Source organism: Rhizobium sp. CF080, assembly GCF_000282095.2.
Lineage (GTDB): Bacteria > Pseudomonadota > Alphaproteobacteria > Rhizobiales > Rhizobiaceae > Neorhizobium.
The window spans coordinates 360,659-384,072 of record NZ_AKKC02000002.1 but is presented as its reverse complement, the minus strand read 5'-3'; the positions used below and the strand labels follow the sequence as shown (position 1 = coordinate 384,072).

Genomic DNA, 23,414 nt, shown 5'->3' with positions numbered 1-23,414 from the left:
ATCCGAAAGTCGATTCGCTAATGATTTCAAAGGACAACCCGCTAAAAGACGCCGTCGTTTGTGGCCTCAACCAACAGTTCTGTGAGAACAGTGCTCGTCGCGGCAAGAAACGGGTTGAATCCTTGAACCCAAGGCCTGATTTTATGGTCAATCGAAATGCGGAGGTTTCCTCATGACAACGCATCAATACCTGATTTTCGAAACGGCCGGCGGCTTCTGCGGCATCGCCTGGAATGACGTCGGCATCACCCGTTTCCAGCTCCCGACCAAGAGCGCGGATTCGACCGAAAAGCTGCTGCGGCGCCGGTTGCCGGAGGCCGAGCCCGGCACGCCATTCATCGAGGTGCGCGAAGCCGTCAGCGCCGTGAAGCGTTATTTCGCGGGCGAAGAAGTCGACTTCTCGAAGGTGAGGCTCGATCTAGAAGGCCAGGATGATTTCTTCAAGCGGATCTATGCCGCCGCCCGCCGGGTGGGCTGGGGGCATACGACGACCTATGGCGCGATCGCCAAGGAACTCGGCGCCGGTCCCGAGACCGCCCGCGACGTTGGCCAGGCGATGGCGAAGAACCCCGTGGCACTGATCATCCCATGCCACCGCGTGCTTGCCGCCGGCGGCAAGATCGGCGGCTTTTCGGCGCCCGGCGGATCGACCTCGAAGACCCGTATGCTGGAACTCGAAGGTGTGCGCCTGACGCCGCCCGAGCCGGCGCAACAATCACTGGGGTTCTGATTGTCAATGCGTCAGGAATTTGTAGGCGACGTAGGCGACGATCAGCACTCCCGCCGCCACCATGGTAATCAGGCCCAGCCGCTTTTCGATGAAATGGCGGATGTCCTCCCCATAACGGCGCAGCAGCCAGGCAAGCAGGAAAAAGCGGGCGCTTCGGGTGACGATCGCCGAGACGACGAACAGGCCGAGATTGACATGTGTCACACCGGACAGGATCGTCACCACCTTGATCGGCGGCAGGTGCGCCAGGCCTGACGTTACCAGCAGCAGCACGACCGTTTCATAGGTAATGCCGGCCTTGAGCTCGTTGAAGGTGCTAAGTTTGCCCCAGAACTGCAGGATCGGTTCTGCCAGCGCATCGAAGGCGAAATAACCGATGCCCCACCCCGCAACGCCGCCGAGCACCGAAAAGACCGTCGCGATCAGCGCATAACGCCAGGCGCGCTCCGGACGGGCGAGCGCCATCGGCAGGAACAGCACGTCGGCCGGCACCAGGAAAACCGAGCTTTCGACGAAGGCGATGACGGCGAGCCAGACGGCCGCGGACCTGCGGGCGCTGAGCGCCATCGTCCAGTTATAGAGGCTGCGAAGCATGGGCGGGAATCCGACAGGGACCAGAGGTTCGGCTGTCGCAGGAAAACTGCGGCAGCCGGAAGCGCTTGGCTATTCCCATTCGATCGTGCCGGGCGGCTTGCTGGTCACATCGTAGACGACGCGGTTGATGCCGCGGACTTCGTTGATGATGCGGGTCGCGGTGCGGCCGAGGAAGTTCATGTCGTAGGGGTAGAAATCCGCCGTCATGCCATCGACCGAGGTTACGGCGCGGAGCGCACAGACGAAGTCGTAGGTGCGGTAGTCGCCCATGACGCCGACGGTCTGCACCGGCAAGAGCACGGCAAACGCCTGCCAGATCGTGTCGTAAAGGCCGGCCTTGCGGATTTCGTCGAGATAGATCGCATCCGCCTTGCGCAGGATATCGAGCTTTTCGCGGGTGACGCCGCCTGGGCAGCGGATCGCGAGGCCCGGACCGGGGAAGGGATGGCGGCCGATGAAGCTTTCCGGCAGGCCGAGCTCGCGGCCGAGCGCGCGAACTTCGTCCTTGAAGAGCTCGCGCAGCGGCTCGACCAGCTTCATGTTCATCCGCTCGGGCAGGCCGCCGACATTGTGGTGGCTCTTGATGGTGACCGAAGGTCCGCCGGAGAAGGAGACGCTTTCGATCACGTCCGGATAGAGCGTGCCCTGGGCGAGGAAGGCCGGAGAGCCCTTGCCATCGGCGGCGATCTTGGCGGCTTCCGCCTCGAAGACCTCGATGAACAGGCGGCCGATCGTCTTGCGCTTCACTTCCGGGTCGGTGACGCCCTCGAGCTGGCCGAGGAACAGATCGGAAGCGTCCACATGGACAAGCGGGATGTTGTAGTGGTCGCGGAACATGCTGACGACCTGCTCGGTTTCGCCCATCCGCATCAGGCCGTGATCGACATAGATGCAGGTCAGCTGGTCGCCGACCGCCTCATGGATCAGCACGGCCGCGACGGAGGAGTCGACACCGCCGGAAAGGCCGCAGATGACACGCTCCTTGCCGACCTGCTCGCGGATCTTGCGGATCATCTCGGCGCGATAGGCAGCCATCGTCCAATCGGACTTCAGGCCGACGATCTTGTGCACGAAATTGGAGAGCAGCTTGGCGCCGTCGGGCGTATGCACCACTTCCGGATGGAACATGGTGGTGTAATAGTGCCGGCTCTCGTCAGCCGCGATCGCGAAGGGCGCGTTCTCGGAGGTCGCGATGACCTCGAAGCCTTCCGGAAGCTGGGTGACACGATCGCCATGGCTCATCCACACCGGATACCGGCCACCGACCTCCCAGAAACCTTCGAACAGCGGGCTCTTCGCCTTGATCTCCACGTCGGCGCGGCCGAATTCCGCTGCGTGTCCGCCTTCGACGACACCGCCGAGCTGGGTGGCGAGCGTCTGCTGGCCGTAACAGATGCCGAGAATCGGAACGCCGCTGTTGAACACCGCCTGCGGTGCGCGGGGGCTGCCTTCGGTGGTGACCGATGCAGGGCCGCCGGAGAAGATCACGCCCTTGGGCTTGAGCCTCTCGAACGCCGCGCCGGCGTTCTGGAAGGGGTGGATTTCGCAGTAGACGCCGGCTTCACGGATGCGACGCGCGATGAGCTGCGTCACCTGGCTGCCGAAATCGATGATGAGAATGCTGTCGGGATGAGCTATCTGGGTCATGCCGAGCCTTTAAAGAAACTTCCCCTTTCTGGCAACGGGGAATGAGGCGAAAATCGCGCGTTCAGAGAGCGATCGCGCCATCCTCCAGCCCCTCGAACAGGCTGTCGACCGCATCCGCCAGCTTCCGGTCGATCACATGCAGGTATTCGGTCCAGTCGCCGACATGCTTCAGCTCTTCCTTGCCGTCGGAAATGCCGCGCAGGCCGATCAGCGGCAGGCCGAAAAGCTGGCAGCAGCGCAGCACCGCGAACGTCTCCATGTCGACCATGTCGGCGCCGACGAGATCGTAGGCGGCGCCCGAGACGATATTGCCGCCGGTCGACAGCGAGGCTTGCCTGACACCCGGGATGCGCAATGGAAGCGGTATGATCGCCGGATGGTCGAGGAAGGGCGTGCGGCCCTTTTCGAACCCGAGCGGCGAGGCATCCATGTCGCGATAGGCGACCGACAAGGCCTGGTAGATTTCCGTCTGCTCGAGGTTGCGGGAGCCGGCGGAACCGAGCGAGACGACGAGATCGGGCAGATCGTCCGTCGCTTCGAGCCGGGTCAGCGCATGGGAAAGCACGACAGCGGCCTCCACCGGCCCCACACCGGTCATCAGCGGCTTGATGCGGGATTTGAGCGCCGGGCCGTATTCGGCATCGACGGCCATCACGAAGAGAATGGATTTGCCGCCTGCGAGGCTAGGTTCGCCGAGGGGAAGAGGAGAAGTCATCCGGTTACGTCCTCTCGGCCACGGATCACCATCATGGTGCCGGTCATGGAAGCAATGAGTTTGGCGGGGCCGTCTCCGATCGCATAGGCGCGGCCGTCCGCGACGATGATCGTCGAGCCCGGCTTGGTGATTTCACCGCGGAACAGGAAGCGTTCGCCGCGGCCGGGCGACATCAGGTTCACCTTGAATTCGATGGTGAGGATCGATGCTTCCGGTTCGATGACGGTATAGGCGGCATAACCGCAGGCGGCGTCGAGTGCTGCCGAAATCACGCCGGCATGCAGGAAACCATGCTGCTGGGTGAGCTTGATGTCGAAAGGCAGCTCGATCTCGATCATCGCCTGTTCGACGCGGGTAAGCTCCGCGCCGAGCATCGCCATCGCGCCCTGGCGGCCGAAGCTTTGGCGCACCCGTTCGCGGAAATCGCCCGTATCTTTCCCGTTCATGTCCCGTCCCTTTTCGCAGTTGCGAAATTGACATGCCGGGAGATGTTCGGCAAGCCGTCCGATGGAGCGCGCTTAATTGAGGACGACAATCGACAGGTTGAGGAGCGTCGCGAAGGCGACCCAGAGCGCATAGGGCACGAAAAGCCAGGCGGCCCTGCGGTTTTCCCTCCAACTGGCGGCGATGAACAGCAGGATCGAGACCAGCAGCGGCACGATGACGACGAGGCCGAGAACCGGGCTCTGCAGTCCGAAGAAGGCCGGCGACCACAGAAGGTTGAGCGCGGCCTGTATGGCAAACAGAACGAGGCGCCGGCCGTTGTTCTCGTCATACCATATTTCGGAAAGGGCGACGCCGATCAGGACATAGAGGACCGTCCAGACCGGCGCGAAGATCCAGCCCGGCGGATTGAAGAAGGGTTTGTCGAGCGCCTGATACCATTCACCGGGCTGGTTGCTTGCGCCGCTCAGGGCGCCGAGTGCGACGCAGGCGACGATGAAGACGATCATAACGACGGTTTTGCTCATCCCGCCGCAACTAGGGCGCTCCGGCGGCCAGGAAAGGTCAACCCAGCCGGACGATGTGCTGGTCCCAGGCGACCTTGCTGCGCGTCTCGTTGAACTGCCCGTCATAGGAGGAAACGGCGATGCCATGAGCTGCGGGCGCGACGCCGGCAGCCTCGCGGACGGTTTCTTCCTTCACCACTGCCCCGGTTTTCGCGTCAAGCGTGACCGCGGCCCCGCCGACGGGCGAGGTGAGGCCAACGACGCCGTCGCGCCGGTTGACGGCGATGGCGCCGATATAGTTGCCGAGGCGGAGGGTCGTCTCCTCGGGCAGCGGGACGAAGGACAGGTCCTCGCCCTTGGAAAACCAGCCGGCAAGCGGCGGCAGGGCGTTGCGCGCACCTTCCCACTGGCAGGCGAACCAGATGCGGCCGTTCTCAGTGATGTCGAGATGGCGGGTGGAGAGTTGCTTCAGCGAAGCGGGCAGGCGGTGCCGCTGGATGAGGGCGCCGGTCTTCGCGTCGAGCAGAACCAGCGATGGTTCCATGCGGTCGACATTGAGCTTGGTGCGGCCGAAATCCGGATGGGTCTCGATGCCGCCATTGGCGATGACCAGCAGCTTGCCGTCGTCGGAAACGGTCATGTCGTGGGTGCCGATGCCATGGGCGTCGAACTCGCCGATGCGGCGGAACCTGTCCCGCGCATCGTAGACGCCGATCATGCCGCGATTGCCGTCGAAATCGTTTTCGCTGGCGTAGAGGAAGCGGCCGTCCGGCGAGAAATGACCGTGCCCGTAGAAATGCCGGCCTTCCGGCGAAGTGATCATTACCGGTTCGGCCTGCCGCGACGGGTCGAACACCATCGCGAACGTGCCCGGGCGGCGGGCGAAGGCGACAGTGCGACCGGTCGCAGTACTATAGGCCATGCCGTGGGCGCGGGCGGGAAGCGCCACGCGGTCGATGATCTCTCCGCGTTCCGAGACGGTGGCGACGCCGAAAGAACCGTCCGGCGCACGAAAACCCGAGGCATAGACCGCATCAGTGCGTTCGAGCGCCATCAGCGAGCGCGGCGAAAGGGCGGCGGTAAAGGCGATCCCCGCCGCCTTCAGGAAGCCTCGCCGATCGATGGCCTCGCCGCGCCACATGGTTTCAGTCGCCATCCGCGAAGGAAAAGCCGGAGCTGAGGCCGATCGCGCCGCCGTAGCCGTCATTCAGCTTGGCGATGACGTCTTTTCCGTCCGCCAGCAGCGTATCGAGCTTCTTGCGCTCGGCGGCATTCCCGACTGCCTTTTCGAGATCCGGCGTGATCTTGGCAGAAAGCTCGATCATCGACTTCAGCTGCGCCTGGGTGGCGGCGACGATCGGCCGGTCCTTCTCCTTCAACAACTCAACCATGCCGGATTTTTCGAGCAGGGTCGAAAGGCCTTCGAGATTGCCCTTGATGGTCGGCCAGGTGTTTTCCGAGCGCCAGAACAGCGCCTGCTTTGGGAATTTCGCCTTGTCGGCGCCCTTGTAAAAAGTTTCGATCCGCTGGTCGCGCACCGCTTCGGCGCCATGCACGAGAATGCCGAGCAGCGCCGTGATCGCCTCGCCGCCGGTGCGGAAATTGAGGTTGTCCGGCCCCGGCTGCTCCCAGGCCTTCTGGATCCCGTCGGGGGCATCCCAGATATCGGAAAGCTCCTTGGCGACATTGGCGATATTGCCGGCGATAGCCGCGCCATAGCGGCAGCGGTAACTGTTCTTCGCCTTGAGAAGTTCGTCGGAGCCGGTGCCGGCAAGAACATATTCCAGTGCGCCAAAACCCTGCATGGCGACGCTCTTGGTGCCGAGCGTGGCGGGGTCTGTGGCGGTCTCGTCGACCTTGGACAGGACCGACTGAACCTGCTTCAGTCCCGTACTCTTCCGATCCGGGTAAAAGAGAATGCGTTCGAAGCGGTTCTGCTCGATGACGGGACCGACGCGAACCACTTCGATATGCGCCCAGCTGACCGCTCCGTCACGGAAGGCGCCCTTGGCGGCATCGTAATTCGCCTTGGACGGCACCTCGCAAAGCGCCTTCATCGCCGTCGTCATCTTGCCCGCGGATTCGTAGAACGCGTCGTAGCCCGGCCGGATGAACCCGTCGACCGCCGCCGTCATCACCTTGGTGACATCAGCCATCGGCAGATCCACGGAGGGCGCGGGTTCACCTTCCTGGGCAAAGGCGGTGGCAGGAAGCAGCGAGACGAGTCCGGCAAACAGAATCTTGCGCATCAGAGCGACTCCAGGAATTTGAGGAGGGCGGCACGGTCTTGTCTTGAGAGTGCGGCGAAGGCATCGCGGGCTTTCTGCGCTTCCCCGCCATGCCAGAGAACGGCTTCGGTCAGGTTTCGCGCCCGGCCGTCATGCAGGAAGAACGTATGGGCGTTGACGGTTTCGGTGAGGCCAATGCCCCAGAGCGGCTGAGTCCGCCATTCGCTGCCGGTGGCGATGCCCACCGGCTGGCCATCGGCCAGGCCTTCGCCCATGTCATGCAGCAGGAAATCCGAATAGGGCCAGATGAGCTGGAAGGCATGCGCCTTGTTGCCGGCATCGCGGCTGGTCACGAATTTCGGCGTGTGACAGGCGGAGCAGCCGGCCTGGTAGAAAAGTTCCTTGCCCTTCAGCACCGTCTTGTCGCCGATGTCACGGCGGGCCGGCACCGCGAGGTTTTCGGAATAGAAGGTCACGAGCGGCAGAACCGGATCGGGCGCTTCGACCGACCCGAGCCGCTGCTGCACGCCGGTCGGCATGGCGAGGCATGCAGCCTCCGCCTTGGTGCAGTCGCCGTGGTCAAACGGATTGTCGGGAGTGGAGATGCCGAGATCGCCGGCAAAGGCGGAGGAGGTCTGGTCGCGGACCGACGCATTCTGCCCCTTGAAGCCGAAACGGCCCAGCTTCAGTTCGCCGGTCTTGTGGTCGCGCACCATGGCCGGCTTGCCGGAAATCCCGTCGCCGTCCCTGTCGTCTGGGTCGGCCAGGCTAAGAATGTCGGCGTCGTGGATCGCCTGGATCAGCCCCATGCCGATCATCGGCGGAGCGATGCGTGGCGACAGCGTCACGTCATCTTCCATCGCGCCGTAACCGAGGTCGGTTACCGAATAGCTCGGCTTGCGCAGGTGGACGATTTCGCCGTCGCCGAGCTTGACCGGGATTTCCTGGTAGGAAATCTGCATCCGGCCTTCGGAGGCGAGGCCGGACACGGCGAGGTCCTGCAGCTGCTCGCCATAGATCGCGTCGGGGAAATTGAGCTTCCTGTAATCGGCGACCGCTTCGCGCTCCTCGTCGGTGCGCGCCGGACGAGCGAGACGGAAGAACATCGAGGTCGCGTCGGCACCGCCTTCGGGTGGATGGCCGCGGCCGTCCTTCAGGTGGCAGCTCTGACAGGCGCGGGCATTGAAGAGCGGGCCGAGCCCGTCGGAGGCCTGTGTCGAAGAAGGGGCCGAGACCCAGAGTTTGGTGAACAGCGCATTGCCGAGCTTGAACGTCCCTTCTTCCTCGAAGGTGATGTTGGCGGAAAAATGCGAAAAGGCGTCACCATTGACATCGGCGCGGCTGGTCGCGGCCCCGGCGGACATGGTCTCGAACGGCTCGGGCTTGGAGAAATCCGTCGTCGGGCGGGTAACGCTCTCGACACGTTTCTGGTCCTTCGGATTGAGATCCGTGCGGAAGGTCGGGAAAAGAGCATCGCCACCGATCGCGATCAGCGGCGTGAGAAGGAGAGTGCCCGAAAGGATCGGCAACAGGAAGACGAAAGACTTGGGCGTTCTCATGGGAAATCGGGCCGCAGGCTGAAGGTCAGCCGCGGCCCGCCTTTTCATTGCTTATTTGAAGACGGCATCAGGATTATCGAGGCTGTCGGAACCTTCAAGCTCTACTTTGCCAAGCTTCAGCGACGCAATGACGCGCTCGACGCTCTTGCTCTGGTCGATCAGGCCGTCGATCGCCTTCTGGACGACCGCGTTGCCCTCTTTATTGCCTTCGCCGATCATCTGGTCATAGGCCTCGACCTTCTTTGCGCGGTCGGCCATGGCGTTCATGGCCGCGAGCGTCGCGTCGAGCTTGCCGAGCATTTCGGTGTCGAGCGACTTGTCGGTCGCCGCAACCAGTTCGGAGAGCGAAGGCCCGGTCATCTTGGTGCCGTCGACGCGGGTATATTCACCCGTATAGGCCGACTTGATGCCGATCGCGTCGTTGAGATGCGAGTTGTAGGTGTTGTCGGAGAAGCAATCGTGCTCCTCTTCCGGGTCGTGCAGCAGCAGGCCGAGCTTCATGCGCTCGCCGGCCAGTTCGCCATAGGAGAGCGAACCCATGCCGGTCAGGATGGCGGTCAGGCCCTTCTTGGAATTGGCCTCGACGTTTTTGGTTGCCTTGCCCTTCGGGCCCCAGGCGGTGACCATGTCCTTGAGGTCGGAGACGAGCAGGGCGGACGCGGCCTTCAGGTAATCGGCACGGCGATCGCAATGGCCGTTGGTGCAATTGGTCTTGTCGTAGTCGGTATAGGAGCGCTTGCCGGCGCCCGGTCCGGTGCCGTTCAAATCCTGGCCCCAGAGCAGGAATTCGATGACATGGTAGCCGGTCGCGACGTTCGCCTCGATCTCGCCGGCCTCATTGAGGCTGCGCAGCGTCTTGGCGTCGAACTTCGAAAGGTTGAGCGTCTTGCCGTTGACCTTGATCTTCGGGTTGGCGATGACATTCGCGGTATAGAGTGCGTTCTCGTCGCTCTCGGTGCCATAGGAGGCATCGACATAGTCGATCAGGCCTTCATCGAGCGGCCAGGCATTCACCTTGCCTTCCCAATCGTCGACGATCGGATTGCCGAAACGATAGACTTCCGTCTGCTGGTAGGGAACGCGGGCGGCGAGCCAGGCGTCCTTGGCAGCCTTCAGCGTCTCTTCGCTGGGCTTGGCGATCAGCGCGTTGACCGCCTTGTCGAGCGCCTGCGCGGTCGTCAGCGAGTCCTCGTATTTCGCATGCGCCAGCTCGGCATAGTGCTTGAGGACGGCGGCGGATGTGGTGGCGGCCTGCGCCTCTGTCACGACGAACGCCGCGGAGGCGGCGAAAAGCGCCAGGGCGGCGCCAAGAACGGTCTTGCGGATCATGTCCCTCTCCTTCACGGCCCGGATCTCTCCCCGGCCGTCAAAGGGTTCATCGCGCAATTGGAAACTGGTGTCAAACTATCTAGTTTAGAATAATTTGAAAGTAGAACTCTACTTTGACTTTGGTCTCGACGCACTCAAACTTTGCGTTGCATGCGGCAGAAAAAGAATCCGTCCGTATCGGTACTTGCAGGCGTGAGCGTCACAGTCAGCGCATCCTTCGAGCGAGGTTGCGGGGCATCTTTTTCGAAGATGCTGTCCCAGTGCTCCGCCGCGGCGACGATCGAAAATTCTGGGTTTTCGGCACAGAAGCGGGAAACCTGGGCGTCGTTCTCCTCCGGCAGGATCGAACAGGTGACATAGACAAGTGCGCCGCCCGGCTTCACGAAGACGGCGGCTTCGGAAAGCGCCTCCTGCTGCTGGGCAATGCGCTCGTCGAGGTTCTTCGGGGTCAGCCGCCATTTGGTGTCCGGACGGCGGCGCCAGGTGCCGGTGCCGGTGCAGGGCGCATCGACCAGGACCGCATCGAGCTTGCCCTGCAGGCCACTCAGCTGTCGAGCGTCGTCATGGACCTGGACATTGCGGGTGCCGGCGCGGCGCAGCCGTTCGATGATCGGTGCCAGCCGCTTGCGGTCGGCGTCATAGGCGTGGATCTGGCCCTTGTTGTGCATGGCGGCGGCCATGGCGAGCGTCTTGCCGCCGCCGCCGGCGCAATAGTCGAGGACCTGATGATGTTCGCCCGGCTGGACCAGGTCGGCGACGATCTGCGAGCCTTCGTCCTGAACTTCGAACCAGCCTTTCTGGAACGAAAGCTCGGCAGTGACGTTGGGCAGGCGGGATGCTCCTTCGCCCGCGGCAATCCGGATGCCGTTGCGGGCGATGCGCGAAGCCTTGGCGTTCGAGCGTTCCAGTGCCTTGACGACCTTCTCGCGTGACGCCTTCAACGTGTTGGCGCGCAGATCGAGGGTCGGGCGGCCGGCCAATGCCTTGGCCTCGATCAGCCAGTCCTCGCCGAAATTGGCTTCGAAGGATGGCTGGATCCAGTCCGGGATGTCCCCCTGAACATGGAGAGGCGCATCACCGAGATTGCGGGAGGCGAGTGAAGAGAGGTTCGCCTCCGTCGGAGCCGGCGGTGCGAAGCGGTCGTCCGTGAACTCGGCCTGGAGCGCCTCGGGGGTGAAACCCCATTGCCGGATGAGAACCGCGTAGGCGAGGGCAGTCGGGCTCTCGTCGTCCATCAGCCAGGCATGCGAAAGACGCATGCGCAGTGCGTCGTAGACGATATTGCCGATTGCGGCACGATCGCCGGAACCGGCGAAACGATGGGCGAGACCCCAATCCTTGAGGGCGTCGGCGACAGGACGCTTGCGCGTCTCGATGTCCGCCAGCACCTCTATGGCACCGGCAATTCGTCCGCCCAATCGCATGTCACACTCCGTGTCGGTTGCACCCGTATGGCACGGGTCGTAACCGCGATTGCGCGATAGGGCAAGAGGTCGGCCTCAACCATCTCTTCGGACAGCCTCAGCCGTCGATCGCTTTCAGGCCCTTGCCCGAGACTTTCTGGTTGCCGGCATCGACGATCTGGTAACAGACCTGGGCGGTACCGGAGCTGATCATGCCGATGTTCTTGGCCGCGGCCTTGGACACGTCGATCACCCGGCCGCGGATGAACGGGCCGCGGTCGTTGATGCGTACGACGACGCTTTTGCCGTTGCGCTTGTTCGTCACCATCACCTTGGTGCCGAAGGGCAGCGTCCGGTGGGCGGCCGTCATGAGAGAGGCGTTCATTCGTTCCCCGGATGCCGTCTTGGATCCGAGGGCATACCAGGATGCGTGACCGCACCCGGGCGCAGCATTGGCCTGCGCGGCGCCGAGAGTTGCAAAAGCAGCAATGGAGGCCGCGGCGAAAGTCGAGCGTCGAATTGTTGTCAAGTCGGTCGTCCCCGTTCGTTTTGTCCCTGCACGTTGCGTGCAAAACGGCTAAGCGGGGCGAAAAGTGGCGAAAAAGTGGGGCTCGCGATCACGGAACGTTACAGTCTGTAATATTTGTGATTAGATTTACGCGGATCTTTTTAAGAAGCCAGCTAACTTTCTCCGGAAGAAAACCTTTAAAAACAGTCAGAAAGCGGAATGTAGTTTCAGCGAGACTCGCAAAGAGTCTGCGATCACGAAAATTGCAGAAAAAAATTTGTCGTGATGCGAGGTCTATTGCCTCATTTGGGCAAATTTTGTGGCGCTCAGCCGTAAGGATTAAGAAATAATAACTAGATCAGCCGATAGGGATGAAAATTTCAACCGTTTCAAAATGGGAATTTCAACCTCGCCAGCGGCCCGAGATCCACATTTCGGCGAGCGACATCCGGTAGTGCGGGAAGCGGAATTCAAACCCGGCCGCGCGGATCTTGGCGTTCGAAACGCGCTTGTTGGCGCTATAGAAGGAGCGCGCCATTGGCGTCATCTCGGCGGTGTCGAAATCCTGTTCCGGTGGCGGCTCGATGCCCATCAGCCGTGCCGCTTCGACGATGACATCCTGCGGCGGACCGGGCTCGTCGTCCGTGACATTATATATGCCGCCGAGATTGCCCTTCGCGAGGAAGAGCGCCGCACCGCCTATGTCTTCGACGCGGATCCGGTTGAAGACCTGGTCTCTCTTTATAATGCGTCGCGCAGTGCCACGGGCAAGGTTGACGAACGCGTTGCGGCCAGGCCCGTAGATGCCGGAGAGGCGAAGGCTCGCCACGGGCAGGCCGGCGGCCCGCGCCAATGCAGTCCAGGCCTCTTCCGTATCGACCCGCTCGATCGACCGGCCCTGGATCGGACTGCCCGGCGTCTCCTCGGTGACCCACCCGCCGCCGTGATCCCCGTAGACGCCGACGGTAGAGAGATAGCCGATCCATTCGAGCCTCGGGCAAAGCTCCCGCAGTCGCCCGGAGACGAGCTTCAGCAGCGGATCGCCTTCCCTGCCGGGTGGGATCGACTGCACGAGATGCGTGATCTCGGACAATTTGGCCAGCAGCTCGTCGCTGAATGGGCTGCCGTCGAACACGAAGGCCTCAATGTCTCGCGCCGCAAGCTCCAGCGCCTTGTCGACCGTCCTGACCGTGCCGGAGACCGGATGGCCTTCGGATTTGAAGGTTTCGGCGATCGCCTGGCCCGAGTAGCCGCATCCGAAGATCATCACACTCATCATGCCGCTCCCGCCAATCGCCATTCTTCCAGCACGTCCGGATCGTCTTCCGCGCCGCGTGCCTCGGCAAACCGCGCAAAATCGTCCTCCGCCATCAGCCGCTTCAGAGCCCATATAGCCATGCCGCGTACCGCGGGCGAGGGGTCGCCCGCAAGTTCGAGACATTGCCCAACGAGCCTGGCATCACCGGAATTGCCGGCAGCGATCAGCACATTGCGGATGAAACGGTCCCGCCCGATGCGCTTGACCGGCGAGCCGCTGAAAAAGGTTCGAAAGGTCGCATCGTCCAGAGTCAGCAGATACGCGATCGACGGTTCCTTCAGGTCTTCGCGCGCCTGCAGCTTCATTTCGGAGGCGCTTGCCGCGAACTTGTTCCAGGGACAGGCCGCAAGACAGTCGTCGCAGCCATAGATGCGGTTGCCGATCAATGGCCGGAATTCCGGATCGATCGGGCCTTTGTGTTCGATCGTCAGATATGAAATGCAGCGGCGGGCATCGAGCCGATAGGGCGCCGGAAAGGCAGCCGTCGGACAGGCGTCGAGACAGGCGCGGCAGGAACCGCAATGGTCTGTTTCAGCCTCATTGACAATAAGGTCCGCCGTGGTGAACAGGCTGCCGAGGAACAGCCAGGAGCCATGGGTGCGGCTGACAAGATTGGTGTGCTTGCCCTGCCAGCCAAGCCCGGCCGCTTCCGCGAGCGGCTTTTCCATCACCGGTGCAGTATCGACAAAGACCTTGACGTCCTCGCCGGCGCGCGCCGCAAAGCGCGTGGCGATCTCCTTCAGCCGGCCCTTGATGACGTCATGATAATCGCGATTGCGCGCATAGACCGAGATTGCCGCCTTGTCCGGTTTGTCGAGAATGCCGCGCGGGTCTTCGTCCGGCCCATAGTTCAGCCCGAACATGACGATCGAGCGGACTTGGTCCCACAGAACCTTTGGGTCGGCGCGTCTCGCGCGCGTCTCCGCCATCCAGTCCATGCTGCCGTGGTGGCCGTCGGCCAGAAAGATCTCCAGCCGTTCCGGCGCCTGCGGAATGCTGTCGGGCCCCGTGATTCGGCAAAGATCGAAACCCTGGGCCGCCGCTTCCTCGCGAATGAAGGCGGTCAGCTTCTCCCGCCGTCGAAGCGCCCTGTCTTCCTCCCGCGCGGCTGCGTCAGAAATCAAGGTCCGCATAATGGGATACCGGGGTGAGGCCGCGGATGCGTTCGGAGAGCATCGGCCGGAAGGAGGGGCGGGATTTCAGCCGCTGATACCAGTCCTTGGCGACCGGCGTCTCCGACCAGTCGATTTCTCCAAGATAGTCGAGGATAGAAATCGAGGCGGCGGCGGCAAGGTCGGCATAGCTCAGCCGGTCGCCCGCGAGCCAGGGCCGTGAACCGGCAAGCCAGGAGAGATATTTCATATGCTGGCGGATATTTGCGCGGGATGTGCGCAGCACCTTCGAATCCGGGGCGCCTCCGCCTTGAGCCGTCGTCATCTGCAGCTTGAAGACCCGCTCCCGGGTCAGCGGCCGGGTGACATCTTGCTCCATCTTCTGCAGGAACCATTCCGTCAGACGGCGGATTTCGGCGCGTTGCCACGGGTCTTCGGCCAGCAGCCGGCGGTCGCGCTTCAGCACGCCATGCGTTTCGTCGAGGAATTCCAGGAGCACGGAAGGGCCACAAAGCACTCTCATGCTGTCGTCGACATAGACCGGGAGAGTGCCCGCAGGATTGAGCGTCAGGAATTCCCGCCGTTTTTCCCAGGGCTGCTCTTCCACCAGATCCGCCTGGAAGCCGTATTCGGCGAGAATCAGCCGGACGAACCGCGAGGCCGAAGACATGGAATGATGATAGAGCGTGGGCATGGATATTTGAACTTCACGAATTTCGTATAGGAGGGGTGGGGGCGCCTCGCGCGCCCGCCTGACATATGGCAGCTATATGGATTTGGTAGGCCCAAGACAAGCAACGGCTCATAAACTGCTTAAAACTGCCCTTATCTGCTCAATAAAGGATTAAGAATGGCGGATCAGTCCATCATCAGTGCGCTCGTCCTCGGTTTGATCGAGGGTCTCACTGAATTTCTTCCCGTTTCCTCGACCGCCCACGTTCTGCTGGCCGGCCATTTCCTCGGTTTCCAGTCGCCTGGCAACACCTTCGCGGTGCTGATCCAGTTGGGCGCCATCCTGGCCATCCTGCTCGTTTATGCCCGCAAGCTGCTGCAGATCGCGGCCGACCTGCCGACCAGCCCCAAGGCGCGTCGTTTCGTCGCGACGGTGCTGATCGCATTCCTGCCCGCGGCGGTGATCGGCGCTCTGGCACATGACTTCATCAAGGCCGTGCTGTTCGAGACGCCGATGCTGATCTGTATCATGCTGATCCTCGGCGGCTTCGTGCTGCTTGCCGTCGACAGGATGAAATTTCAGCCGAAATATCACGACGTGATGGACTATCCGCCTTCGCTCGCCTTCAAGATCGGGCTTTGCCAATGCGTTGCGATGATCCCCGGCACCTCGCGTTCCGGCGCGACCATCGTCGGCGCATTGCTGCTCGGCGCTGACAAGCGCTCGGCGGCCGAATTCTCGTTCTTCCTCGCCATGCCGACCATGCTCGGCGCCTTCGTGCTGGATCTTTACAAGAACCGCAATGCGTTGAGTTTCGACGACGGCGCGCTGATTGCGGTCGGGTTTATCGCCGCCTTCGTCACCGCCATCTTGGTGGTGCGCTCGCTGCTCGATTTCGTGTCGAGCCGCGGTTATGCGCCGTTCGCCTACTGGCGAATCGTCGTCGGCGCCCTGGGCCTGATCGCGCTGCTGCTGGGAGCATAAGAAGAAGGCGGCTCGAAAGGCCGCCGACTCTCAAATCGTTTTCTTAGTGATGGATGGATGCCGTGCTGCACGGATCGACGCCGTATGCGGGCGTGCATTCGCTCTTGCCGGCGGCACCCGTCGTCGGGGCCATGAAGGAGCCCGCGAGGATGATCAGTGCTGCACACGCAAAAAAGAGGGCGATGGGCTTGCCCATGGAGGAATGCCTTTCGATGGATGATTTTATCGTCACGGTTGCGCCGCTTGTTGTGTGAGGGTGGATTTATGGGTTGGATTAGAGGAATTCAATAAAGGATTTTGCTGAACCGGCTATTAACGCGACTGCTTCGGCCACTGCGACCTTTGTGCCACTATCCTTGCCCGAAACATGAGCGACAACAACGGGGTGCCCGATTTTTCAGCGGGCACGACCGGTGTATCGGAGCGAAACAAATCGCTGGATGTGGTTAATGATATCAGGCCGCGCGGCCGGAGCCGGTGTACTGGCCCTGCGGGCGATACTGCACAAGGTAGGATGGCAGGATAGAGGACGCGAGCGTCGGGCGGATGCCTATCCCCTGCAGGGTGCGGCCTTCCGCGGCGGCGGCGTCAGAGACGACATTATCGACCTTCAGCAGCTTTACCTGATCGCTGGTGATCGGCGGCTGGACGAACGGGATGAGCGACGCGATGCTGCCGATCAGCGAAGCGATGCCGAAGGGCAGCGAGACGAGCGCGTTGCTGCGGTTGGTGACGCGCAGCACCGTCTCCAGACACTGGCGGAAGGTCATCACTTCGCCGCCGCCGAGCTCATAGATCTTGCCGGACGCGATCGTGCCATCGACGGAACGGGCGACGGTCTCGGCGACGTCCTCGACATAGACCGGCTGGAACTTCGTCTTGCCGCCGCCGATCAGCGGCAGGGCAGGGAAGGTGCGGGCCATGGACGCGAACTTGTTGAAGAAGCTGTCTTCCGGGCCGAACACGATCGAAGGCCGCAGGATGATGGCATCCGGCAGCGTCGAGAGGATCGTCGCCTCGGCGCGGCCCTTGCTCTGGGCATAGGAAGATTCCGAATTGGCATCTGCGCCGATGGCCGAAATATGGGTGAGCTTGGCACCGGCCGCACGCGCCGCATCAACGACCGCGCGGGCGCCAAAATCCTGGACCGCGTCGAACGTGTTGCGGCCGCTTTCGAACAGGATGCCGACGCAGTTGACGACATGCGAAGCGCCTTCGACGGCCCGCAGAACCGACTGACGGTAGCGCAGGTTTGCCTGGATCAGCGAGACCTGGCCGACATAACCGGCCGGCAGCAGGAAGCCGGCGAGATCCGGCCGGCGGACGGCAACCCGGACGCGATAACCGCGCTTCACGAGCGCGCGCACCACATGCCTGCCGACAAAGCCCGATCCTCCGAAAACGGTGACGAGCGGCGGAAGGTTGTTGATGGTCATGGCGTGCTCCGGGAGCCTGTGGGACGAGATGAGTGCTGTTTAACCGAATCGCGGCACGGGTGGAAGTGTCTCCACTGCCGCACCGCCCGTGATAACTGGTTCTTAAAGGCCGTCGAGGACGACGATTTCGCCGTCCGCCACTTCCTGGCGGATCTTGATGGCAATCGCGTATTCCGGCGAATTGTAGCAGTCGATGGCGGCCTGCATCGAGGGAAACTCGATGATCACGTTGCGGGTGCGGGACTTGCCCTCCATTGCCGCCATTGCGCCACCACGGGCGAGGAAGTTGGCGCCGTATTTTTCGAAGGCGGGCGTGGCCGCTGCGATATAGTCCTTGTAGCGTTCCGGGTCGCGGACATCGACGCGAGCGACCCAATATCCCTTGGCCATGGTATCTCCTCCAATGTGTTTTCGGTTCGGATGACTTCAGGCAAATTCCCGGGCGAGTCAATATGATGAGCTTTGTCCCATATCTGGCGCCAGGCGCCCTTCTCGCCCTGTTGCTGCCGGTCGGGCTGGTGTCCGGGCGTGCTGAAGCGGCAGCTTGCACGGCGGATGTCTATGCAGGGATCCGCGCCCCGGCTGCGGCTGGAACAGCGCCGGTAGCGCTCGGTTGCGATCTGTCGCTTGCGAAAAATGATGTGATCACCGCGCCCATTGTCTTTTCCGGCAGCAGGGCTTCCGGCGTCACGCTCGATTGCAACGGCGGGACGCTCGACGGCACGGCTGCGAAGAGAGACGTCCTGCTGATCCAGTCGGTTGAGAGGCCAGACGGAAGCTGGGACGTGCCGCGCGGTACCCATATCCGGAATTGCACGATCAGGGGCGGCATCCGTATCCGGGGTCTCGGTGCCAATGGCGAGGCAGAAAATGTACGGCGGTCGTCTCTGGAGGCCGGGCATACGCAGCGAGCCCAGGCCGCGGCCCCGAGCGGCATCACGCTGAGCAACATCACCCTGGAGGCGAACGGCAGGATCCCGCTTTACGCGGCACCCGGCGTGACCGGCATGACAATCGAGAATTCCCGCATCACCGGAACGAGCGCGTCAACGGCCATCTATCTCGATGCGGAATCGGCGGGCAACCGCATCATCGGCAACACGTTCACCATAAGCACGGCGAAGCGGGAAATGATCGCGGTGGACGGCTCGGCGGACAACCGCATAGAGAACAACGTCTTCGACAATCCGGTGACGGGTGGCATCTTTCTCTATCGGAACTGCGGAGAAGGCGGCACCATCCGCCATCAGGCTCCGGAGCGTAATCTCATCACCGGAAACACGTTTCGCTATCGGAATTTCTGGGGGGCGAGGCCGGCGGTTTGGCTTGGGAGCCGGCAGGGCGCAAGGTCCTACTGCTTCTCGAGCCCCGGCCATCCATTCGGCAGCAGCCTCAGCCCGCTCGATTTTGCGCGGCACAACACCGTGACCGGCAATCACCTGGCCGGCGGCGCACCGGAACTCATCCTGGACCACGACCGGGAGAATATCGTCTCCGGCAACGATTAGCCGTCAGAGCACGCCCTGCATTTCGGCAAGGATCGCTTGCGCCGAGGCCTTCGGATCCTGTGCCTTGACGATCGGACGGGCGACGACGAGATGGCTCGATCCGGCGCGCAGCGCATCGGCCGGCGTCATCACCCGCTTCTGGTCGCCTGCGTCCGAGCCCGCCGGGCGGATGCCGGGCGTGACGATCGCCATGTCGGGACCGACGATCTTGCGCACCGCAGCCGATTCCTCGGCCGAGCAGACGATACCGCCCATGCCCGCCGCCAGAGCCTGTTCCGAGCGGCGCAGAACCAAGGTGTGCGGGTCGTATTCGTAACCGGCATCGACGAGGTCCGTCTCGTCCATGGAGGTCAGCACGGTGACCGCGAGCAGGCAGAGCTCGGAACCCTTCGCAGCCTCGACGGCGGCGCGCATCGCCTTCGGATAGGCATGCAGGGTGAGCATGGTCACGCCCATCTTGACGATGTTCTCGACGCCCTTCGCCACCGTGTTATCGATGTCGAGCAGTTTCATGTCGAGAAAGACCTGTTTGCCGTCTTTCACGAGGTCGCGGGCGAATTCGAGGCCGCCGGCAAACACGAGCTGGTAGCCGATCTTGTAGAAGGAAACGGTGTCGCCGAGTGTGGAGACCATCTTTTCGGCTTCACCGATCGTCGGGATATCGAGACCTACGATGAGGCGATCACGTGCGTTCATGCCTGAAACCCTTCCCATTTTTCGATGGGCGTCCAGTCGCATGAGACAGTTCGATCCGCAAGAGTGAAGCAGAAGAGATTTCCGCCGCCGCCCGGCTGGTCCCGATCGCGGGCGATCGGCGAGCCGGTAAGATGGCATTTCAAAAGCGTGCCCACTCCGCCATGGCCGACGAAGGCGATCGGCATGCTGGGATCATGGTCGGCGAGAATTCTCGTCACGGCGGAAACGATGCGTTTCTGCGCATCCACGGCGCGCTCCCAGCCTTTGAAGCTTTCCTCCGGGTGGGCAAAAAACCAGTTCGCCGCGTCCTCGAACAGCGGCGGCGGCAGGAAACCGGTCGCCGAGCGGTCGTTCTCATGGGTGTCGTGCGCGATCTCGATCGAAATCCCCGAGGCGGCGGCGATGATTCCGGCGGTCTCTATCGCTTTCACCTCGTCGCTGGAGATGATCCGGCCGAGCTTTTTTGCCCAGTCGGACTGTGCAGCCTCACGGGCGCGGGCGGCGCCGACATCCGAAAGCCCCCATTGAGGCACCGGAACGTCCGGATCGATACGGACCTGCGGATGGGTGATGTAGAGACCGAATGTCATGATCAGCCGCGGCTATAGGTCCAGAGCTGAGCCGGGGGAATATTGCGGACCACGAAGTCGTAATGCTTGATCCGGTAGCGGTCGGGCTGGGCGATGATCGGCGAGACGGGGCCGTAGGTGATCTGCATCACGGGCCGGCCGGCAGGGATGCGGTCGAGCAGGTCTTCGAGCATCGCGATGCGGCGCTCCATCGGGAAGCTCAAAAGCGGGATCGCCGAAACGACGCTGTCGAAGGTCTTGTCCTTCCAGGCACCGAGCGTGCGCTTCAGGTCGAAGGCGTCGCCGTTGATGAAGTTCACACCCGGATAGGTGCGGACGAGATGCTGGAAGAAATCGGTCGAATATTCGACGGAGACGAGTTTCTCAGGCGAGATCCCGTGCTTCAGGATCGCCTTGGTGATGATGCCGGTGCCGGGTCCGAGCTCGAGGACGGGCAGGCCCGAGGCCGTGTCGATGACGCTGGCCATACGTTTGGCGGTGACGGAGGAGGTGGGGCAGATCGCGCCAACCCGTTTCGGGCCGTCGATCCAGCCTTTGAAGAACCGGATCTCGTCGTCGAACTTGCGGCCAAGCCGCTCCTTCAGGCGCAATTCCATTTTTTTATCCTCTCCCTTTTGCCCCATGTGGACCATCATGCCGCAAAAGCAAGGAAAAATGTCGCACCGGGAAAACCGCATGAAAAAGGCGGCTGGAGTTTTCCAGCCGCCTGGATGATTTAAACGCGCATCGGCATCAACACATAGAGCGCATCGTCGCCCGCCGTGTCGCGTACCAATGTCGGAGAACCGGCATCCGCCAGCATGAAGATCGCATCCTCGCCCGAAAGCTGGGCGGTGATGTCGAGCAGGTATTTGGCATTGAAGCCGATTTCCATCGGATCATTGTCGTAACCGACCGCAACTTCTTCCGTAGCACTTCCCGAATCCGGGTTGTTGACCGTCAGCATCAGCTGGCCGTCGGTCAGCGACAGTTTCACAGCGCGGCCCCTTTCGGAGGAAATGGTCGAAACGCGGTCGACGGCCCTGGTAAAGCTCTGGCAATCGACGCGCATTTCCTTGTCGTTGCCCGTCGGGATGACCCGCTGGTAATCCGGGAAAGTGCCGTCGATCAGCTTCGAGGTCATCACGACCGAGCCGATTGTGACGCGGATCTTGGCATCCGAAACCTCGACCGTGACGACCGCTTCCGGATCATCGACCAGTTTCTGGAGCTCGCCGACTGTCTTGCGGGGAATGATGATGCCCGGCATTCCTTCCGAACCGGACGGCGCCTGCACATCGGCGCGGGCCAGACGGTGACCGTCGGTGGCGACCGCGCGAAGCTTCAGGTCCCCGTCGGCTTCGATCGTGTGGAAGAAGATGCCGTTCAGGTAATAGCGGGTCTCCTCGGTGGAGATCGCGAACTGGGTGCGGTCGATCAGCATTTTCAGATCGGTCGCCTTCAGCTTGAACGTATGCGTGAAGCTGCCGGCGGTGAGATCCGGGAAGTCCGATTCCGGCAGGCACTGCAGCGAGAACTTCGAACGGCCGGATTGCACCGTCATCGAGCCGCCATCCGGATTGGTGGCAAGCAGCACTTCGGAACCGTCCGGCAGCTTGCGGACGATTTCGTAAAGCAGGTGTGCGGGAACCGTCGTGGCGCCGGCAGTCTCCACCATGGCCGGCAGGGCCTCGGTGATTTCGAGATCGAGGTCGGTCGCCTTCAGGTCGAGACCGGCGCCGGACGCGCGCATCAGCACGTTGGAGAGAATCGGGATCGTGTTCCGACGCTCCACCACGCGATGCACGTGGTTCAGCGACTTCAGAAGGTTGGACCGCTCAAGAGTAATACGCATGGACGCAATCGCTTTCGACCGTGACGATCCGGCAGGGCCGGACCCTGATTTTCTGCCGGCTTTGGGCCAGCCGGATGATGTGGACCGGCAAAATGGCAGACAACGCCTTCGAAAAGCAAGAGGTGAACAAGGCGTTAGCAAGTCATTTCACATCTGTCCTACGTGCTGCACACAGAAAATATGCGTTCTCAACAGCTTGCGCTTTACTTGCCGAAGCCCGCCGGCTTGCCCATAAAGGCACATGACCATCCTTTTGCGCGTGACATTCCTTGACCGATGACCTGAAGAGCAGCCAGCGCGGCTATCGCGTCGCCAACACTTTCGTTCCCGCGCGACCGCTGGAGCCGGCGCTTTATCTGGTCGCAACCCCCATCGGCAATCTCGGCGACATCACGCTGCGTGCGCTCGAAACGCTGTCCGGCTCCGATGTGCTGGCCTGCGAGGACACCCGGGTGACCCGCGTGCTGCTCGACCGCTACGGCATCGTCAACCGGCCCTACGCCTATCACGAGCACAATTCCGACGAAGTCGGACCGAAGCTCATCGCGGCGCTGGAAGAGGGGAAGTCCGTGGCGCTGGTCTCCGATGCCGGCACCCCTTTGGTCTCCGATCCCGGCTACCGGCTCGGCCAGATGGCGATCGAGGCCGGCTACAAGGTCGTACCGATTCCCGGTGCCTCGGCGCCGCTCGCGGCCCTCGTCGGTTCCGGCATGCCGTCCGACGCGTTCCTGTTCGCCGGTTTCCTGCCGGTCAAGGACAAGGGCCGGCGGGACCGATTGGCCGAGCTTTCCAAGGTGCCGGCAACATTGATCTTCTTCGAATCGCCACATCGCATCGGCGCAACGCTTGCCGCCGCCGCCGAAGTGCTCGGGACCGGCCGGCGTGCTGCGGTCTGCCGGGAATTGACGAAGACGTTCGAGGAGTTCCGCCGCGGCACGCTGGAGGAGCTCGCCGCCTACTACAATGACGATCGCGTCGTGAAGGGGGAGATCGTGCTGCTCGTGGCGCCGCCGGAGGCCGAGGAGCCTCCCGGGGAGATCGAGGTGGACGCGCTATTGCGCCAGTTGGCGTCTGCCATGCCGGCCGCCAAGGCCGCCGCCGAAGCTGCCCGCGTGACGGGACTTCCGCGCAAGGACCTCTATCAGCGGCTTCTGGACCTGAAAGGCGAGGCAGGTGGCGGAGAGTGACCCAGGCCTGAAACGCGGCAAAGCCGAGCGGCAGAAGGCTCAGCGATGGGGTCATCTCTCGGAATATCTCGCCGCCCTTTATCTATTGGCCAAAGGCTACAAGGTTCTGGCGATCCGCTACCGCACCAGGCTCGGTGAGATCGATCTCATCGTCCGCAAGGGTGATCTGGTGGCCTTCGTCGAGGTCAAGGCGCGGCTCGGGGAACAGGAGGCGATCGACGCAGTCGGTTTCACGACGCAGAAGCGCATTCGGGCCGCAAGCGATCTCTGGCTTTCGAAGCGGAAAGATGCCGCAAGACTGTCACAACGTTACGACGTGGTCGCCGTACTTCCAGGTCGTCTGCCGCGGCATTTTGCGAATGCTTTCTGACGCTGATGTGAAATTATTGCATGGCTGTGCAATGTAATGTTTC

At 62.4% G+C, this 23,414-nt stretch carries 26 protein-coding genes; 5 read left to right on the top strand and 21 right to left on the bottom strand.

Annotated features, from left to right (window positions below; genetic code table 11):
• Positions 1 to 172: 172 nt before the first annotated feature.
• Complete coding sequence (locus PMI07_RS03050; protein ID WP_007756537.1) at positions 173 to 730, top strand: methylated-DNA--[protein]-cysteine S-methyltransferase; 558 nt, start codon at positions 173 to 175, stop codon at positions 728 to 730.
• 3 nt (positions 731 to 733) lie between these two features.
• On the opposite strand, the gene PMI07_RS03045 is transcribed toward PMI07_RS03050, so the two are convergent.
• The 14 genes from PMI07_RS03045 to PMI07_RS02980 all read right to left on the bottom strand — a co-directional run bounded on the left by PMI07_RS03045 (position 734) and on the right by PMI07_RS02980 (position 14,787).
• The gene (locus PMI07_RS03045; protein ID WP_007756534.1) at positions 734 to 1,324 is read right to left on the bottom strand and encodes a YqaA family protein; all 591 of its coding nucleotides are present in this window, start codon (positions 1,322 to 1,324) and stop codon (positions 734 to 736) included.
• 69 nt (positions 1,325 to 1,393) lie between these two features.
• Positions 1,394 to 2,971, bottom strand: a complete 1,578-nt coding sequence (guaA, locus tag PMI07_RS03040; protein WP_007751706.1) for a glutamine-hydrolyzing GMP synthase — start codon at positions 2,969 to 2,971, stop codon at positions 1,394 to 1,396.
• 61 nt (positions 2,972 to 3,032) lie between these two features.
• Positions 3,033 to 3,686 (bottom strand): 5'-methylthioadenosine/S-adenosylhomocysteine nucleosidase, encoded by a 654-nt coding sequence (locus PMI07_RS03035; RefSeq protein ID WP_007751704.1) that lies wholly within the window; start codon positions 3,684 to 3,686, stop codon positions 3,033 to 3,035.
• A complete protein-coding gene (locus PMI07_RS03030; protein ID WP_007751702.1) occupies positions 3,683 to 4,132 on the bottom strand; it encodes a PaaI family thioesterase in 450 nt (149 codons plus the stop codon). The genes PMI07_RS03035 and PMI07_RS03030 overlap by 4 nt, the downstream gene beginning before the upstream one ends.
• Before the next feature lie 72 nt (positions 4,133 to 4,204).
• On the bottom strand, positions 4,205 to 4,657 hold the full coding sequence (locus tag PMI07_RS03025) for a TspO/MBR family protein (protein ID WP_007751700.1): 453 nt from the start codon (positions 4,655 to 4,657) through the stop codon (positions 4,205 to 4,207).
• A gap of 37 nt (positions 4,658 to 4,694) precedes the next feature.
• Entirely contained in the window at positions 4,695 to 5,777 is a 1,083-nt protein-coding gene (locus tag PMI07_RS03020; RefSeq protein WP_007751697.1) for a DUF1513 domain-containing protein, read from the bottom strand.
• A gap of 4 nt (positions 5,778 to 5,781) precedes the next feature.
• Positions 5,782 to 6,885, bottom strand: a complete 1,104-nt coding sequence (locus PMI07_RS03015; RefSeq protein ID WP_007751694.1) for an imelysin family protein — start codon at positions 6,883 to 6,885, stop codon at positions 5,782 to 5,784.
• Complete coding sequence (locus tag PMI07_RS03010; RefSeq protein WP_024163512.1) at positions 6,885 to 8,423, bottom strand: di-heme oxidoredictase family protein; 1,539 nt, start codon at positions 8,421 to 8,423, stop codon at positions 6,885 to 6,887. The genes PMI07_RS03015 and PMI07_RS03010 overlap by 1 nt, the downstream gene beginning before the upstream one ends.
• A 51-nt stretch (positions 8,424 to 8,474) precedes the next feature.
• Complete coding sequence (locus PMI07_RS03005; protein WP_007772697.1) at positions 8,475 to 9,752, bottom strand: imelysin family protein; 1,278 nt, start codon at positions 9,750 to 9,752, stop codon at positions 8,475 to 8,477.
• Between the two features lie 134 nt (positions 9,753 to 9,886).
• The gene (locus PMI07_RS03000) at positions 9,887 to 11,176 is read right to left on the bottom strand and encodes an RsmB/NOP family class I SAM-dependent RNA methyltransferase (protein ID WP_024163511.1); all 1,290 of its coding nucleotides are present in this window, start codon (positions 11,174 to 11,176) and stop codon (positions 9,887 to 9,889) included.
• 97 nt (positions 11,177 to 11,273) lie between these two features.
• On the bottom strand, positions 11,274 to 11,684 hold the full coding sequence (locus tag PMI07_RS02995) for a septal ring lytic transglycosylase RlpA family protein (protein WP_051484075.1): 411 nt from the start codon (positions 11,682 to 11,684) through the stop codon (positions 11,274 to 11,276).
• Between the two features lie 382 nt (positions 11,685 to 12,066).
• Positions 12,067 to 12,939: an SDR family oxidoreductase gene (locus PMI07_RS02990; protein ID WP_007767882.1), complete on the bottom strand. Its 873-nt coding sequence runs from the start codon at positions 12,937 to 12,939 to the stop codon at positions 12,067 to 12,069.
• Positions 12,939 to 14,114, bottom strand: a complete 1,176-nt coding sequence (gene queG, locus PMI07_RS02985; protein ID WP_024163510.1) for a tRNA epoxyqueuosine(34) reductase QueG — start codon at positions 14,112 to 14,114, stop codon at positions 12,939 to 12,941. The genes PMI07_RS02990 and queG overlap by 1 nt, the downstream gene beginning before the upstream one ends.
• Positions 14,095 to 14,787 carry a glutathione S-transferase family protein gene (locus PMI07_RS02980; RefSeq protein WP_007775165.1) on the bottom strand — a complete coding sequence of 231 codons (693 nt, stop codon included), beginning with the start codon at positions 14,785 to 14,787 and terminating at the stop codon, positions 14,095 to 14,097. Before PMI07_RS02980 ends, queG begins: the two co-directional genes overlap by 20 nt.
• A gap of 156 nt (positions 14,788 to 14,943) precedes the next feature.
• Between PMI07_RS02980 and PMI07_RS02975 the strand changes: the two genes are divergently transcribed.
• Positions 14,944 to 15,750, top strand: coding sequence for an undecaprenyl-diphosphate phosphatase (locus PMI07_RS02975; RefSeq protein ID WP_007763310.1), 807 nt, complete (start codon positions 14,944 to 14,946; stop codon positions 15,748 to 15,750).
• A 43-nt stretch (positions 15,751 to 15,793) separates the two neighbouring features.
• Here the strand turns inward: PMI07_RS02975 and PMI07_RS34720 are convergent, their stop codons facing one another.
• The 3 genes from PMI07_RS34720 to PMI07_RS02960 all read right to left on the bottom strand — a co-directional run bounded on the left by PMI07_RS34720 (position 15,794) and on the right by PMI07_RS02960 (position 17,576).
• Positions 15,794 to 15,946, bottom strand: a complete 153-nt coding sequence (locus tag PMI07_RS34720; RefSeq protein ID WP_007763306.1) for a hypothetical protein — start codon at positions 15,944 to 15,946, stop codon at positions 15,794 to 15,796.
• Between the two features lie 259 nt (positions 15,947 to 16,205).
• Positions 16,206 to 17,186, bottom strand: a complete 981-nt coding sequence (locus PMI07_RS02965; protein ID WP_007763297.1) for a complex I NDUFA9 subunit family protein — start codon at positions 17,184 to 17,186, stop codon at positions 16,206 to 16,208.
• A 102-nt stretch (positions 17,187 to 17,288) separates the two neighbouring features.
• On the bottom strand, positions 17,289 to 17,576 hold the full coding sequence (locus PMI07_RS02960) for a DUF1330 domain-containing protein (RefSeq protein ID WP_007763294.1): 288 nt from the start codon (positions 17,574 to 17,576) through the stop codon (positions 17,289 to 17,291).
• Between the two features lie 65 nt (positions 17,577 to 17,641).
• Here PMI07_RS02960 and PMI07_RS02955 point away from each other — a divergent pair, with 65 nt between their 5' ends.
• Entirely contained in the window at positions 17,642 to 18,694 is a 1,053-nt protein-coding gene (locus PMI07_RS02955; RefSeq protein ID WP_210164776.1) for a right-handed parallel beta-helix repeat-containing protein, read from the top strand.
• 3 nt (positions 18,695 to 18,697) lie between these two features.
• On the opposite strand, the gene pyrF is transcribed toward PMI07_RS02955, so the two are convergent.
• From pyrF to dnaN, 4 genes are all read right to left on the bottom strand, one after another.
• A complete protein-coding gene (gene pyrF, locus PMI07_RS02950; protein ID WP_007763280.1) occupies positions 18,698 to 19,390 on the bottom strand; it encodes an orotidine-5'-phosphate decarboxylase in 693 nt (230 codons plus the stop codon).
• Positions 19,387 to 19,980, bottom strand: a complete 594-nt coding sequence (locus PMI07_RS02945) for a histidine phosphatase family protein (protein ID WP_007763278.1) — start codon at positions 19,978 to 19,980, stop codon at positions 19,387 to 19,389. The genes pyrF and PMI07_RS02945 overlap by 4 nt, the downstream gene beginning before the upstream one ends.
• Before the next feature lie 2 nt (positions 19,981 to 19,982).
• Positions 19,983 to 20,576 (bottom strand): phospholipid N-methyltransferase PmtA, encoded by a 594-nt coding sequence (gene pmtA / locus PMI07_RS02940; RefSeq protein WP_007763276.1) that lies wholly within the window; start codon positions 20,574 to 20,576, stop codon positions 19,983 to 19,985.
• A gap of 119 nt (positions 20,577 to 20,695) precedes the next feature.
• On the bottom strand, positions 20,696 to 21,814 hold the full coding sequence (gene dnaN, locus PMI07_RS02935) for a DNA polymerase III subunit beta (RefSeq protein WP_007763274.1): 1,119 nt from the start codon (positions 21,812 to 21,814) through the stop codon (positions 20,696 to 20,698).
• A 269-nt stretch (positions 21,815 to 22,083) separates the two neighbouring features.
• On the opposite strand from dnaN, the gene rsmI reads away from it, so the two are divergent.
• Together rsmI and PMI07_RS02925 are read left to right on the top strand one after the other, a co-directional pair.
• Positions 22,084 to 23,001: a 16S rRNA (cytidine(1402)-2'-O)-methyltransferase gene (gene rsmI / locus PMI07_RS02930; protein WP_007763271.1), complete on the top strand. Its 918-nt coding sequence runs from the start codon at positions 22,084 to 22,086 to the stop codon at positions 22,999 to 23,001.
• Positions 22,988 to 23,371 (top strand): YraN family protein, encoded by a 384-nt coding sequence (locus PMI07_RS02925; RefSeq protein WP_007763268.1) that lies wholly within the window; start codon positions 22,988 to 22,990, stop codon positions 23,369 to 23,371. Before rsmI ends, PMI07_RS02925 begins: the two co-directional genes overlap by 14 nt.
• Positions 23,372 to 23,414: the final 43 nt, after the last annotated feature.